11 protein-coding genes, 1 tRNA gene and 1 other RNA gene are annotated in these 13,785 nt (G+C 73.3%); 8 read left to right on the top strand and 5 right to left on the bottom strand.

The window, feature by feature from the left end:
• Nucleotides 1-5: 5 nt before the first annotated feature.
• Together M1D46_RS14725 and M1D46_RS14720 are read left to right on the top strand one after the other, a co-directional pair.
• Nucleotides 6-485, top strand: coding sequence for a hypothetical protein (locus M1D46_RS14725; protein WP_456285925.1), 480 nt, complete (start codon nucleotides 6-8; stop codon nucleotides 483-485).
• A 101-nt stretch (nucleotides 486-586) separates the two neighbouring features.
• The gene (locus tag M1D46_RS14720; RefSeq protein WP_456285924.1) at nucleotides 587-1,360 is read left to right on the top strand and encodes an alpha/beta fold hydrolase; all 774 of its coding nucleotides are present in this window, start codon (nucleotides 587-589) and stop codon (nucleotides 1,358-1,360) included.
• Nucleotides 1,361-1,405: 45 nt separating this feature from the next.
• On the opposite strand, the gene M1D46_RS14715 is transcribed toward M1D46_RS14720, so the two are convergent.
• Nucleotides 1,406-2,095, bottom strand: coding sequence for an AAA family ATPase (locus tag M1D46_RS14715; RefSeq protein WP_456285923.1), 690 nt, complete (start codon nucleotides 2,093-2,095; stop codon nucleotides 1,406-1,408).
• Nucleotides 2,096-2,298: 203 nt separating this feature from the next.
• Between M1D46_RS14715 and M1D46_RS14710 the strand changes: the two genes are divergently transcribed.
• Nucleotides 2,299-2,387 (top strand) — tRNA-Ser (locus M1D46_RS14710).
• Nucleotides 2,388-2,441: 54 nt separating this feature from the next.
• Here the strand turns inward: M1D46_RS14710 and glgA are convergent.
• On the bottom strand, nucleotides 2,442-3,629 hold the full coding sequence (gene glgA / locus M1D46_RS14705; protein ID WP_421076127.1) for a glycogen synthase: 1,188 nt from the start codon (nucleotides 3,627-3,629) through the stop codon (nucleotides 2,442-2,444).
• 111 nt (nucleotides 3,630-3,740) lie between these two features.
• Between glgA and glgC the strand changes: the two genes are divergently transcribed.
• Nucleotides 3,741-4,979: a glucose-1-phosphate adenylyltransferase gene (gene glgC, locus M1D46_RS14700; protein ID WP_282980264.1), complete on the top strand. Its 1,239-nt coding sequence runs from the start codon at nucleotides 3,741-3,743 to the stop codon at nucleotides 4,977-4,979.
• A 12-nt stretch (nucleotides 4,980-4,991) separates the two neighbouring features.
• Here the strand turns inward: glgC and M1D46_RS14695 are convergent, their stop codons facing one another.
• The 3 genes from M1D46_RS14695 to M1D46_RS14685 are packed head-to-tail and all read right to left on the bottom strand — an operon-like array spanning nucleotide 4,992 to nucleotide 9,407.
• The gene (locus M1D46_RS14695; RefSeq protein WP_456285922.1) at nucleotides 4,992-7,214 is read right to left on the bottom strand and encodes a transglutaminase TgpA family protein; all 2,223 of its coding nucleotides are present in this window, start codon (nucleotides 7,212-7,214) and stop codon (nucleotides 4,992-4,994) included.
• Nucleotides 7,201-8,439 (bottom strand): DUF58 domain-containing protein, encoded by a 1,239-nt coding sequence (locus tag M1D46_RS14690; RefSeq protein ID WP_271174493.1) that lies wholly within the window; start codon nucleotides 8,437-8,439, stop codon nucleotides 7,201-7,203. The genes M1D46_RS14695 and M1D46_RS14690 overlap by 14 nt, the downstream gene beginning before the upstream one ends.
• 5 nt (nucleotides 8,440-8,444) lie before the next feature.
• The gene (locus tag M1D46_RS14685; RefSeq protein ID WP_271174492.1) at nucleotides 8,445-9,407 is read right to left on the bottom strand and encodes an AAA family ATPase; all 963 of its coding nucleotides are present in this window, start codon (nucleotides 9,405-9,407) and stop codon (nucleotides 8,445-8,447) included.
• Between the two features lie 42 nt (nucleotides 9,408-9,449).
• On the opposite strand from M1D46_RS14685, the gene ffs reads away from it, so the two are divergent.
• From ffs to M1D46_RS14665, 4 genes are all read left to right on the top strand, one after another.
• Nucleotides 9,450-9,546: signal recognition particle sRNA small type (gene ffs / locus M1D46_RS14680), an RNA gene on the top strand.
• A 92-nt stretch (nucleotides 9,547-9,638) separates the two neighbouring features.
• Nucleotides 9,639-11,750, top strand: a complete 2,112-nt coding sequence (pta, locus tag M1D46_RS14675; RefSeq protein WP_421076130.1) for a phosphate acetyltransferase — start codon at nucleotides 9,639-9,641, stop codon at nucleotides 11,748-11,750.
• A complete protein-coding gene (locus tag M1D46_RS14670; RefSeq protein ID WP_456285921.1) occupies nucleotides 11,747-12,982 on the top strand; it encodes an acetate/propionate family kinase in 1,236 nt (411 codons plus the stop codon). Before pta ends, M1D46_RS14670 begins: the two co-directional genes overlap by 4 nt.
• A 57-nt stretch (nucleotides 12,983-13,039) precedes the next feature.
• On the top strand, nucleotides 13,040-13,783 hold the full coding sequence (locus M1D46_RS14665) for an HAD family hydrolase (RefSeq protein WP_456287177.1): 744 nt from the start codon (nucleotides 13,040-13,042) through the stop codon (nucleotides 13,781-13,783).
• Nucleotides 13,784-13,785: the final 2 nt, after the last annotated feature.

Raw genomic sequence — 13,785 nt, 5'->3', positions numbered from 1 at the left:
GCATCGTGAGCCAATCGCCGGAGACCAGCGTGGACCAGGGCCGGGAGGGGCGCGCGAAGCGGTACGCGACGCTCGACGAGGCCTTCCAGAAGCACGGGACGCCGCCCGAGAACCAGGCGGTCATCCGCCGCATCGTGGACGGCTCCGACGTCACGGGCTTCGTCGGGTACCGCACGTACTTCAAGATCGAGCGCCGCGGCAGCGCCGCGCTCGAGGTGCACGCGGGCTACACGAACGGCTTCCGGTCGGAGTCCGACGCCGCCCGCCTCGCGGGCGACCTCGAGCGCTGGCCGAGCCGCCGCTTCCACGGCTCGTGGGGTGTCACGCACCCTGTGGCGCACGCCGTGCGCGTCGCGCCGGCGCGCTCGAGCGCGCCGCGCCGCGAGACGGTCCGCAAGCCCGTCGTGCCCGAGCGCGTGGCCGACGTCTGCCCGACCTGCTTCATGGAGATGCCGCTCACGGGCGTCTGCCCGAACTGCGGCTGAGGCGGACCACTTGCCGCTTCCGGCCGCTTGAGCCGGCGGATGGCGGCCGTTCGCGACCAGGACCGGTTCCGGATGTCGGCGGTGCATGGTTCGCTGGGATCATGGACACGGTCACCTCGGCAGACGGCACCCCCATCGCGTTCCGCATCCTCGGCGACGGGCCCACGGTCGTCATCGTCAACGGCGCGCTCTCGACCGCGGCGGACGCCTCGGGCCTCGCCGAGGCGCTCGCGGCCTCCGGCCTGCGGGCCGTCACCTGGGACCGACGCGCGCGCGGTGACAGCGGCGACGCACGCGACTCCGCCCCCGAGCGCGAGAGCGAGGACCTCGCGGCCGTGATCGAGGCCGCGGGCGGCGACGCCGCGGTGCTCGGGCACTCGTCGGGGGCCGTGCTCGCGCTGTTCGCGGCGTCGCTGGGGGTGCCCATCCGCCGGCTGTTCCTCTCGGAGCCCCCGCTCCACGCAGGAGAGCCGGCGCCGCACGACCTGCCCGATCGTCTCCAGGCGCTCGTCGACGACGGCGCCCTCGAGGACGCGGTCGCGACATTCCAGGTCGAGGGCGTCGGGCTTCCGCGCGAGATGGTCGAGGGGATGCGGGCGAGGGGCGCGCTCACGCTCCTCGCGCCCCTCGCGCAGTCGACCGTCTACGACGCGCGGCTCGTCCGGGATGCGGGAGGGCCGACCGCCGCGATGCTCGAGGTCGGGCAGCCGATCGTGATCCTGCGCGGGGAGCAGACGTTCCCCGTGCTCGTCGAGGCGGCCGACCGCCTCGCGGCCGCGCGCCCCGACGCCGAGCTCGTCGTGGTGCCGGAGTCCGTCATGCACCGCCCCGATCCCGCGGCGACCGCGCGCATCGTCGCCGAGCGGATGGGCTGACCGCCCACCGCTCCCGGCTCAGCCGCCCGCGACGGTTCGACGCGTTCACTCCAGGTGACGCAGGAACCGGCCGGGGGAGTCGAGGAATGATCGCCACGTCCGCACGAGGTCGAGGTCGTCGTACGCGCATCGACGGATGCCCCACGAGCCGAGCTCGAGCAGGTCGGCTCCGGGGAATGCGGCGAGCACCGGGGAGTGCGTCGAGAGGACGATCTGCGAGCCGTCCGCGACGAGCTCGCGCAGCAGCCCGAGAAGCGCGAGGCAGCCGGAGACGGAAAGGGCGGATTCCGGCTCGTCGAGCACCCACAGCCCGCGGATGCGCAGGCGCTCGGAGACCAGGTCGAGGAACGACTCGCCGTGGCTGCGCTCGTGAAGCGGGGCGCCCATCCCGATGTCCTCGAGGTACGTGTAGAACCCGTGCATGGTCTCCGCCCGCAGGAAGAAGCCCTTCCTCGGCGCACCGGCCCCGCGCACGAGCTGCAGGTGGTCGCCGAGGTCGGACTCCGACGCGCGCGTGGCGTGCTGGGCGCCGCTCGAGCCTCCCTCTGCGTTGAGGCCGTATGCCGTGACGAGAGCCTCGACCAGGGTCGACTTGCCGACGCCGTTCTCGCCCGTGAGCACCGTCACGGCGCCGAGGTCCAGTCCCTCCTCGAGCACCTGCCGGACGGGCGCGAGCGTGGCGGGCCAGCGCCGCAGGTCGGCGGGCGCGAGCGGGTGCGCCTCGATTCTGCGCACGGGGAGGGCCCGGCGGGAGAAGGGGCGCGCGTCCACACGGCGACCCTAGCCTGCCCCGCGCCCCGCTCCGGACACGCGTCATGTCTCACTTGTGCAGCCTTACGGGCCGCGATTGCCTGCAAATTCGAGACATGCGAGGGAGCGGCCTACCGGGGGAGGACTCGGCAGGAGAGGCGCGGGCTCGCGTGATAAGGTCTTCCTCTGGAAGCGTGTCCGAGAGGCCTAAGGAGCTTGGCTGGAATCCAAGTATGCGGGGTAACTCGCATCGCAGGTTCAAATCCTGTCGCTTCCGCAGAAGAGGCCCCGTCCGGTTCGCCGGACGGGGCCTCTGACATGCCAGCGGGAGCTACACGCCGCGGACGTCGGCGTACAGCGCGCGGGTGCGGTCGGCGATCGCGGTCCACGAGAACTCGCGCTCGGCGCGCTCGCGCCCTGCGGCCCCCAGCGCACGCGCGCGATCGGGGTCGGACACCATCTCGGTGAGCGCCGCCGCGAGGTCGCCGACGAAGCGCTCGGGGTCGATCGGGGTGCCCGTTCCGTCGTCCACCTGCTCGATCGGGACGATCGCTCCCGTCACGCCGTCCGCGACGACCTCGGGGATGCCGCCGGTGCCCGTGCCGACGACCGGCGCGCCGCAGGCCATGGCCTCGAGATTCACGATGCCGAGCGGCTCGTACACCGAGGGGCAGACGAACGTCGTGGCCGCGCTCAGCAGGGCGCACAGCTCGGGGCGGGGCAGGTGGCGGTCGATCCAGACGACGCCGTCGCGCTCGGCGCGCAGCTCGGCGACGAGGCCCTCGACCTCGGCCATGATCTCGGCCGTGTCGGGAGCGCCCGCGCACAGCACGAGCTGCACCTCGGGCGGCAGGGCGCGCGCCGCGCGGAGCAGGTACGGCAGCCCCTTCTGCCGCGTGATGCGGCCGACGAACACGATCGAGGGGCGGTCGGGGTCGACGCCCAGCGCGCGCACGGTGTCCGGGTCGTCGACGCGCTGCCAGCCGTCGAGGTCGATGCCGTTGTAGACGACCTTCACGCGCTCGGGCTCGAGCTCGGGGTACACCCGTAGCAGGTCGCGGCGCATGCCCTCGCTGACCGCGACGACGGCGTCGGCCGACGTGAGGGCCTCGCGCTCGATCCAGCTCGACAGACGATAGCCGCCGCCGAGCTGCTCGGCCTTCCACGGGCGCAGCGGCTCGAGGCTGTGGGCGGTGGCCACGTGCGGGATGCCGTGGAGCATCTTCGCGACGTGGCCGGCGAAGTTCGCGTACCAGGTATGCGAGTGGACGAGGTCGGCGCCCTCGACATCGCGGGCGATGAGGAGGTCGGTGCCCATGGTCTGCAGGGCGCCGTTCGCGCCCGAGAGCTCGGCGGGCGTCCCGTACGAGAAGACACCCTCCTCGTCGCGCGGAGCGCCGAACGCGCGCACGACGACGTCGAGATCTCGGCGGAGCGCTCTGACGAGCTCGGCGACGTGCACGCCAGCACCGCCGTACACCTCGGGCGGGTACTCGCGGGAGAGGAGATCGACTCGCATGCAGTCAACCTAGCGCCGCTGGAGGCCGCGCGGGGAACAGGTCGAGAATTGCACATTTCTCCCCGCGATTCGAGCCTGCCTTTCTCCCCCGGTTCTCACTAGGGTGAGGCCATGTCCAAGTACTTCGGCATCGTGCTCGCAGGCGGAGAAGGCAAGCGGCTCATGCCGCTCACGGAGGACCGGGCGAAACCGGCTGTGCCCTTCGGCGGACAGTACCGCCTCATCGACTTCGCGCTGTCGAACCTCATCAACTCGGGGCTGCGGCAGATCGTCGTGCTCACGCAGTACAAGTCGCACAGCCTCGACCGCCACATCTCGCAGCTGTGGCGCATGAACGGCCTGCTCGGCTCCTACATCGCGTCCGTGCCCGCGCAGCAGCGGCTCGGGAAGCGCTGGTACCAGGGCTCGGCCGACGCGATCCTGCAGAGCCTCAACCTCGTGTACGACGAGCGCCCGGACTACATCGTCGTGGTCGGCGCCGACCACGTCTACCGGATGGACTTCGACCAGATGATCGAGGCGCACATCGCCTCGGGCGCCGAGGCGACCGTCGCGGCCATCCGCCAGCCGATCTCGCTCGCCGACCAGTTCGGCGTCATCGACATCGACCCCGAGAACCCGAGCCGCATCCGCGAGTTCCTCGAGAAGCCGTCGAATCCGCAGGGCCTGCCCGACTCGCCGCGCGAGGTGCTCGCCTCGATGGGCAACTACGTCTTCACGGCCGAGGCGCTCATCGAGGAGGTGCTGCGCGACGGCGAGCGCGCCGACTCGAAGCACGACATGGGCGGCGACATCATCCCGGCCTTCGTCGAGCGCGGCACGGCCGGCGTGTACGACATGAAGCAGAACACCGTGCCCGGCGCCTCGGCGCGCGATCGCTACTACTGGCGCGACGTGGGGACGATCGACTCGTACTTCGAGGCGCACCAGGACCTCATCTCGGTGCTCCCGGTGTTCAACCTCTACAACCAGGAGTGGCCGATCTTCACGCAGCAGGTGAACCTGCCGCCGGCGAAGTTCACGCGCGACGCCCGGGGCACGCTGAGCACCGTGATCGACTCGATCGTCGCGGGCGGCACCGTGATCTCGGGCGCGCACATCGAGCGCAGCGTGCTCGGCTCGGGCGGCATTGTCGAGTCGGGCGCGCACGTGAGCGACTCGATCGTGTTCGAGAACGCGCGGATCAAGCCGGGGGCGACCGTGCGCCGCGCGATCCTCGACAAGAACGTCGTCGTCGAGGCGGGCGCGTCGATCGGCCTCTCTCGCGAGGCGGATGCCGCGCGCGGCTTCGCGATCACGCCGAGCGGCATCACCCTCGTCGGAAAGGGCGCGACGGTCACCGCGTCCTGACGGCGCGAGCGCTCAGAGCGCGTCCTCCACACGAGGGCGCACGACGAGCGATCGCGGCAGCGCGCTCGCGCGCGCCCGCTCAGCCGCGCCCGGCAGGAGCGCGCGCCGGATGCGGCGCAGGGCGGGCGCGGCGGTCTCGGCCGGGAGCTCGTCGGATGCCCGCGCGTACGACGCGCGCTCGACCGCGCCCACGAGCAGCGCGACATCCGCCTCGGGAGCTCCGCACTGCGTCACGAGGCGCCGGCCGAGCGCACGGGGCGACTCGCTCGCGCGCACGTCGACGCCCGCGTCGATCGCGGTGTCGACGAGCTCGAGCCACACGGCGCGCGACCGGGCCGCTCCCGAGGCGTTCAGGCGCCGCGACCGCCGCGCGCTCCGCACGACGAAGGGGAGCGCGACGACGAGCAGAGCGAGGATGGCGATGCCGATCGCGCCGAGGGCGCCGCGCGGATCCCACGCGGCGACCTCGGCGCCGTCCGCGCCGCCCGCACCCGGGTCCGCCGAGGGGCGCGCGCTCGCGGTCGGCGTGGGCGCGTCGCTCGGGCGCTCGTCCTCCTCGACCGGGGCCTGGCCGCCGTCGCTCGTCTGCGGAAGGAAGTTCGTGGGCACGCCCAGGGAGGCCGTGGGCTCGAACGACACCCAGCCGATGCCCTCGAGATGCGCCTCGGGCCACGCGTGGAGCTGCGCGCTCGTGACCGAGTACGTCACCGACCCGTCGTCCGCCGGCGGGCCCGTCGCCGTTCCCGGCAGGTAGCCGACCACGACGCGCGTGGGGATCCCGAGGGTGCGTGCCATGACGGCGAACGACGACGCGAAGTGCACGCAGTAGCCCGCGCGCACCTCGAGGAAGTCGGCGATCGCGTCGATCCCCGAGCCGTCGAAGCCCTCCGCGACCGGCGCCTCGAGCGAGTACCGGAACGCGCCGCCGCGGAACCAGCCCTGCAGGGCGCGCAGGGCGTCGTAGGGGGTCTGCGCGTCGGCCGTCACCTCCGCAGCGAGCTCGCCGATCACGGCGGGCAGCTCGGGCAGCGCGAGCGCCTGCTCCGGCGCCTCGCCGATCGCCGCGGCCTGCGCCTGCTCCCGCGTCGGGTCGGGCCGCTCCCACGTCACCGTGTACTCGGCGCCGAGGGAGGACGCCGAGTTCGTCACGAGCGTGCGGTTCGCGGTGAGCATCGACCACGCGTCGTCGACGCCCTCGAGCTCGACGGCCGCGTAGGGCACCGGCAGGTAGCCGCCGGTGAGCCGCGTGATGTCGACGGACGCCGTGCCGCGCTCGCGCTCGACCGCGATCTCCTCGACCGGCGGCAGCCCGCCCCCGACCGCGGTGAGCGCGCCGGTGTCAGGCGTCCACACCTCCCCGTCGAAGGACGACAGGGTCGCGACGCGCAGGTACGGAGCCGCGCCGGCCGCCGTCCTGACCTGCAGCACCTCGGTCTGGGCGGGCTGGCGCAGGCTGGCGCCGAGATCGAGGTCGGCGTCGATCGTCGTCGTGGGCCCGAAGCCGGATCCGGGTCGCGCGACCGGCTGCGGGAGCAGGGGCGGGATGGCCATGGCGGCGACGACCGCGACAGTGCCGACGATCGCGGCGACGACGGACGCGGGTGCCGTGTGCCCGACGCCCGTCCGCGGATCGCGCGCGCGGGTGTCGGCGCGCAGCATGAGGAGGATCGACACCGCGAGTGGGACGAAGAAGACCGCCTCCACGCGCTGCGGCACGACGAGCGACGGGATGAGCGACACGGTGATGAACCCCACCGCCGCGAGAAGGGGAAGCCGTGCGGTGAGGGCGACGTGCGACATGGCGATCGCGAGGAGGCCGACCGCGACGGTGATCACCCACGCGAGTCCGCTCGACGGCCGCAGCGGCGCGACGCCGTGGAGCACCTCATCCCACACGGCACCGAGGAGCGCCTCGACCGCGCGCGGCGTCTGCGGCGAGGGGACGACGAGGTAGCGCGGCACCGAGGCGGGCAGGAGGATCATCGCGCACGCGATCCACACGGCCGCCTCGGCGAGGAACGCCCAGGCGCGGTGACGCGTGCGGCGGACCGCGTAGCCGGCGGCGCACACGACTGCGACCGTGAACACCGTCTGGGGGAGCCAGATCGGGACGACGACCCTCGTCAGCGGGAGGGCGGATGCGAGGACGGCGATCGCCGTCCACAGGGCGAGCACGGGATCGGCGGGACGACGGCGGCGCTCGGCCCCGCGCGCCCGCAGCTCAGCGGCGTCCATATCGCGCTCCCGGGTTCACGGCGCGCTGCCATGCGTCCTCGACGTCTGCCTCGAGCGCGACAGAGCGCCATCCGGCGCGACGGGCTTCGTCGAGCGCGTCGCGCTGCGGGGCGGATGCGAACAGGAGGGGGAGCGCGCCGCGATGCGCCGTGCGGGCGAGCACCGCGGCGTCGGATGGCTCGAGGCGCCCCGCGATGAGCACGAGCGGCCCCGTGGTCACGCCCGCGAGCACCTCGTCGAGGCGCGGCAGGGTGTCGGCGGAGCGCGTCCCGACCGTCGTGAAGGCGCGCAGGAGCTCGGCGCGCTCGTCGCCCTGGGCCGCGCCGCGCTGGCCGAGCGACGCGAGCGGCGCGCCGTCGCCGTCGATGACCCGGACGATGTAGCCGTCGGCCGCGAGGCGCCACGCGGCCGAGACGCACAGCGAGACCGCGGCCTCGAACGCGCTGTCGCCGCCGGGCGACGCGGCGGAGGGCGACCAGCGCGACGTGCCCCGGTCGAGCACGACGACTGCCTGCGGCGACGCCTCCTGCTCCTCCTCCCGCACCATGAACTCCCCGAGCCGCGCGGAGGCGCGCCAGTGGATGCGGCGCATCGAGTCCCCTGGAGCGTACGGGCGGGGGATGAGGTTGTCGCTGCCCTGGCCGCGCCGCTCGGCGCTCGCGAGCGCGACGCCCGAGTCGCCCGCGAGGCGGGGCAGGGGCGAGAGCGGGACGATGCGCGGCGTCACGGTGACGGGCGTCATCCCGCCCAGACGTCGCGTGCGGCGCGCGATGCCGAACGGGTCGTGCTCGACGACCGTGAGCGGCCCGAGAGTCCACGCGCCTCGGCGGACTCCCGTGACCGCGTACGTCAGCTCGAGCGCTCCGGACGCGCCGCGGCTCGGCAGGAGCGACGCGGGCAGCGCGCCGGTCGCATCGCCCGCGAAGCCGCCCGGCAGCTCGTCGGCCCACGTCCCGCCCGGCGTGGGCAGCGGAGAGCGCCCCGAGATCCGCAGCGCGACCGTGCTCTCCTCGCCGACCGCGACGGTCTCGGGGCGGAGCGTGCGGATCACGCGCTCGGGGCTCCGGCGCAGGTACAGCGAGAGCGCGCACGCCGCCACGAGCGCGAAGAGGAGCATCGCGTACGCGAGGGCCTCTGTCGACCCCACCGCGTGCGCCGCGACGAAGAGCGCCGCGCCGAGAGCGAGCGCCCCGGCGCCGCGCACGGTGAGCGGGTGGCGGCGCATCGCGCTCAGCGCGCCGTCGCGAGCGGGACCCGGACGGCGTGCACGATGCGCTCGAGGATCGCGGGGATCGCGTCCGCCTCGCCGCGGTGCGCGGCGGCCGCGCGCGTCGGGATGAGACGGTGCGCGAACACGGGCGTGAGCAGGGCCATGAGGTCGTCCGGGATGACGTAGTCGCGCCCGTCGAGCGCGGCGCGCACCTTGGCCGCGCGGACCAGCTGGATGGTCGCCCGCGGGCTCGCGCCCAGACGGAGGTCGGGATGGCGGCGCGTGGCCTGCGCCAGCGCGACCGCATACTGCTCGACGACGGGCGCGACGTGCACGGCGCGCGCCCACGCGATGAGCGCCGCGACCGTCTCGACGTCGACGACCGCCGTGAGCGCGTCGAGCGGATTCGCGGTGTCGCGCTGGCGCAGCATGAGCGCCTCGGCCTCGGCATCCGGGTAGCCCATCGAGATGCGCATCATGAAGCGGTCGCGCTGGGCCTCGGGGAGCGCGTACGTGCCCTCCATCTCGAGCGGATTCTGGGTCGCGACGACGAGGAACGGGCGCGGCAGCCGATGGGTCCGCCCATCGACCGTGACCTGCGCCTCCTCCATCGCCTCGAGCAGGGCCGACTGCGTCTTGGGGGAGGAGCGGTTGATCTCATCGGCGATGACGACGTTGGCGAACACGGCACCCGATTTGAACTCGAACTCGCGGCTCACCGGGTCGAAGACCGACACGCCCGTGACGTCGCTGGGCAGGAGATCCGGCGTGAACTGGATCCGTCGCACGCTCGCCGCGATCGAGGCGGCGAGGGCGCGCGCGAGCTGCGTCTTGCCGACGCCCGGCACATCCTCGATGAGCAGGTGACCCTCGGCCAGGAGCGAGATGAGGGCGCTGTCGACGGCCTCGGGCTTGCCGTCGATCACGCTCGAGATCGCGCGCGCGATCCCGTTCGCCGCCTCGAGGAATCTCTCGGCCGTCATGGTCTCTGGCACAGGCCACCTCGCATTCGGGGTTAGACTATCTGCAGCTCTCCGCGTGGCGGCATCCAGGCCAACTCCCCCAGGACGGAAACGTAGCAAGGGTAACCGGGCTCTGTCGGGTGCGCGGAGAGCCTTTTCATGCCCAGGCGGGAATCCGCCCGTCGTCCTGACGCGTCGAAGGTGTTCGACCTAGGCTGACGCGTCGAAGGTGTTCGACCTAGGGTGGATGACGTGGCGAGAAGCATCTACATCACGTCGGCCGAGGGGCATTCCGGCAAGTCCACGGTGGCGCTCGGCGTCCTGGATGCGCTGAGCAGGGCGACCCCGCGCGTGGGGGTCTTCCGTCCGATCGCCCGGTCATCCGCCGAGCGCGACTACGTCCTCGAGATGCTGCTCGACCACGACGGCGTCGACCTCGCGTACGAGGAGTGCGTCGCGGTCACCTACGACGACGTCCGCGCCGACCCCGACGCCGCGCTCGCGCGGATCGTAGAGCGCTTCAAGGCCGTCGAGGCGAAGTGCGACGCGGTCGTCGTCCTCGGGAGCGACTACACCGACGTCGGCAGCCCCGCGGAGCTCGCCTACAACGCGCGCGTCGCGGTGAACCTCGGCACGCCCGTTCTGCTCGTCCTCGGCGGACGCGCGCAGCAGGGCCACACCGAGCAGCTCGGCACGACGTCGCCGCGCACGCCCGAGGAGGTCGCGCAGATCGCCGCGCTCGCGGTGTCGGAGCTCGTGCGCGAGCGCGCCGAGCTGCTCGCGACGATCGTGAACAGGGCCGACGGCGCCCGCCGGGACGAGATCCTCGCAGCGGTCGGCGCGGTCACCCCGTCGGCTCCGGTCTGGGCGATCCCCGAGGACCGGATGCTCGTGGCCCCGTCGATGGGCGACGTGCTGCGCGCGGTCGACGGCCGGCTCGTGAACGGCGACGAGGCGCTGCTCACGCGCGAGGCGCTCGGCGTGGTCATCGCCGCGATGTCGATGGAGAACGTGCTCCCGCGGCTCACCGAGGGCGCCTGCCTCATCGTGCCCGGCGACCGGAGCGAGGTCCTCCTCGCGGCGCTCCTCGCGAACGCCTCAGGCACGTTCCCGTCGATCGCGGGGATCATCCTCAACGGGCCCTTCGAGGTGCCGGAGGCCGTGTCGCGCCTGCTCGAGGGCCTCGGCTCGCGCCTTCCCGTCATCCGCGCGGACGGCGACACCTACACCACCGCCGTGCGGGTCATGAGCGCCCGCGGGCGCCTCGCCGCAGGCTCGCCCCAGCGCTACAACCTCGCGCTGTCGCTGTTCGAGAGCAGCGTCGACGTCGAGGAGCTCACCCGCGTGCTCGGGGTCGCGCGGGCGACCGTCGTCACGCCGCTCATGTTCGAGTACACCCTGCTCGAGCGGGCCCGCGCCGACCGCCGCCACATCGTCCTGCCCGAGGGCGACGACGACCGCGTGCTGCGCGCGGCGGGCATCCTGCTCCAGCGCGGCGTGGCCGAGCTCACGATCCTCGGCGAGCCGTTCGAGGTCCGCGCCCGCGCGATCGAGCTCGGCGTGGACATCCGCGAGGCGCACGTCCTGAGCCCGTTCGATCCCGTGCACGTGCACAAGTTCGCGACCGAGTACGCGCGGCTGCGGGCGCACAAGGGCGTGACCTACGAGCGCGCGGCCGACACCGTCACCGACGTCAGCTACTTCGGCACGATGATGGTGCACATGGGGCTCGCCGACGGCATGGTCTCGGGCGCCGCGCACACGACGGCCCACACCATCCGCCCGGCATTCGAGGTCATCAAGACCGAGCCGGGCGTCTCGGTGGTCTCGAGCGTCTTCCTCATGGCGCTCGCCGACCGGGTGCTCGTCTACGGCGACTGCGCGGTGATCCCCGATCCGACGAGCGAGCAGCTCGCCGACATCGCGATCACCTCGGCGCAGACCGCGCGCCAGTTCGGCGTCGAGCCGCGCGTCGCGATGCTGTCGTACTCGACGGGGGAGTCGGGCACGGGCGCGGATGTCGACAAGGTGCGCGAGGCGACGCGGCTCGCGCGCGAGCGCGCGCCCGAGCTGCCGATCGAGGGCCCGATCCAGTACGACGCGGCGGCCGACGCCGCGGTCGCGAAGGCGAAGCTCCCGGGCTCGGAGGTCGCCGGGCGCGCGACGGTCTTCGTCTTCCCCGACCTCAACACGGGCAACAACACCTACAAGGCCGTGCAGCGGTCGGCGGGCGCCGTCGCGATCGGGCCGGTCCTGCAGGGCCTGAACAAGCCGATCAACGACCTGTCGCGCGGCGCGCTCGTCGAGGACATCGTCAACACCGTCGCGATCACGGCCATCCAGGCGCAGGGGGAGCAGCGATGACCGCGCGGAGCGTCCTCGTCGTCAACAGCGGGTCGTCGTCGTTCAAGTACCAGCTCATCGACATGGCCGCCGAGCGGGTGCTCGCCTCGGGGCTCGTCGAGCGGATCGGGCAGACGCAGGGCGCCGCAGCCCACACGGTCCGCTTCGCGGCCGGTCCCGGAGAGCCCGCGCCGGCGATCGCCGACGAGACGCACCGCCGTGAGACGGAGATCCCCGACCACACCGCCGGGTTCCGCGTGATGCTCGACGCGTTCGCCGCGCACGGCCCCGCGCTCGACGCCGACGCGCTCGCCGCCGTCGGGCACCGCGTCGTGCACGGCGGCGCGCGGTTCTTCGAGCCGACCGTCGTGAACGACCTCGTCGAGATCAACATCGACGAGCTCTCGGTGCTCGCCCCCCTGCACAACCCCGGCGCGCTGCAGGGCATCCGCGCCGCGCGCGCGGCGTTCCCGCACGTGCCGCACGTCGCGGTGTTCGACACGGCATTCCACCAGACCCTTCCGCCCGCCGCGTACACCTACGCGATCGACCGCGAGATCGCGCAGGCGCATCGCGTCCGCCGCTACGGGTTCCACGGCACGAGCCACAAGTACGTCTCGGAGGCGGCGGCGCGCCATGTCGGACGACCGCTCGCGGAGCTGCGCCAGATCGTGTTCCACCTCGGCAACGGCGCGTCCGTCACCGCCGTCGACGGCGGCCGGTCGGTCGAGACCTCGATGGGCATGACGCCGCTCGAGGGCCTCGTGATGGGCACCCGGTCGGGCGACATCGACCCGGCGGTGCTCTTCCAGCTCGCGCGCAGGGCCGACCTGACGATCGCCGACCTCGACCGGCTCCTCAACACGCGAAGCGGCCTCATGGGCCTCGCCGGCGTCTCGGACATGCGCGACGTGCAGGAGCGCAGGGCGGCGGGAGACGAGGCAGCCCAGCTCGCGTTCGACGTGTACGTCCACCGGCTCCGCGCGTACGCGGGCGCGTATCTCGCGCAGCTCGGCGGGGTCGATGTCATCTCGTTCACGGCCGGAGTGGGGGAGAACTCCCCGGATGTCCGCGCTGCGGCGCTCGCCACGCTCGGGTTCGCGGGGGTGGAGATCGACGCGGCGCGGAACGCCGCGGCTCCGCGCGGCGAGATCGCGGTCATCTCGACCGACGCGTCGCGCGTGACCGTGCTCGTCGTGCCGACCGACGAGGAGCTCGAGATCGCCCGCCAGTCCCTCGCGGCGGCGAGCTGACCGCCACTACGCTGGGGTGAACCGGCCATCCCGCGCGACGGAGGATCTGTGACCTCTCTGCCCGACTCGCCCCTTCCCGACCTGAGACGCTACGACGCCGTGCTGTTCGACCTCGACGGCGTGCTCACGCCGACGGCCGAGGTGCACATGCACGCGTGGCGGGCGATGTTCGAGGAGCTCTTCGCCCAGTGGGGCATCGAGCCCGCCTACACCGACGACGACTACTTCGCGCACCTCGACGGCAAGAAGCGCTACGACGGCGTCGCCGCCCTGCTGCGCAGCCGCGACGTCGAGATCCCGTGGGGCGACCCGTCTGACGATCCCTCGCTCGACACCGTGTGCGGCATCGGCAACCGCAAGAACGCCGTGTTCTCGCGCGTGCTCGCGGACGAGGGGATCGCGCCGTACCCGGGCTCGCTGGCCCTCCTCGACGCGCTCGCGGCGGTGGGAGCGCGCGTGGGCGTGGTCTCGAGCTCGAAGAACGCGAAGGACGTGCTGACCGCCGCCGGCATCCTCGACCGGTTCCCCGTGATCGTCGACGGCGCGGTGGCCGAGCGCGACGGGCTGCCGTCGAAGCCGGCGCCCGACATGTTCCTCGCGGGCGCCCGCCAGCTCGGCGCCGCCCCCGCCCACTGCGCGGCCGTCGAGGACGCCCTCAGCGGAGTCGCATCGGCGGCCGCCGGCGGGTTCGCCCTCATCGTCGGCGTCGACCGCGGCGCCGGGGCGGCCACGCTCTCGGCCGCGGGCGCGCACGTCGTCGTGTCCGACCTCGCCGAGCTCGTCGGCCCGGCCACCCGCTGACC

This window comes from Microbacterium sp. JZ70, from assembly GCF_053903225.1.
The sequence above is the reverse complement of the archived record's forward strand: the minus strand, read 5'-3'. Positions and strand labels throughout refer to the sequence as shown.

Coding starts and splice junctions, on each gene's coding strand:
- M1D46_RS14720 (WP_456285924.1), top strand. CDS start 587: ATGGACACGGTCACCTCGGCAGACGGCACCCCCATCGCGTTCCGCATC.
- glgA (WP_421076127.1), bottom strand. CDS start 3,629: ATGCGAGTCGATCTCCTCTCCCGCGAGTACCCGCCCGAGGTGTACGGC.
- glgC (WP_282980264.1), top strand. CDS start 3,741: ATGTCCAAGTACTTCGGCATCGTGCTCGCAGGCGGAGAAGGCAAGCGG.
- M1D46_RS14695 (WP_456285922.1), bottom strand. CDS start 7,214: ATGGACGCCGCTGAGCTGCGGGCGCGCGGGGCCGAGCGCCGCCGTCGT.
- M1D46_RS14690 (WP_271174493.1), bottom strand. CDS start 8,439: ATGCGCCGCCACCCGCTCACCGTGCGCGGCGCCGGGGCGCTCGCTCTC.
- M1D46_RS14685 (WP_271174492.1), bottom strand. CDS start 9,407: ATGACGGCCGAGAGATTCCTCGAGGCGGCGAACGGGATCGCGCGCGCG.
- M1D46_RS14670 (WP_456285921.1), top strand. CDS start 11,747: ATGACCGCGCGGAGCGTCCTCGTCGTCAACAGCGGGTCGTCGTCGTTC.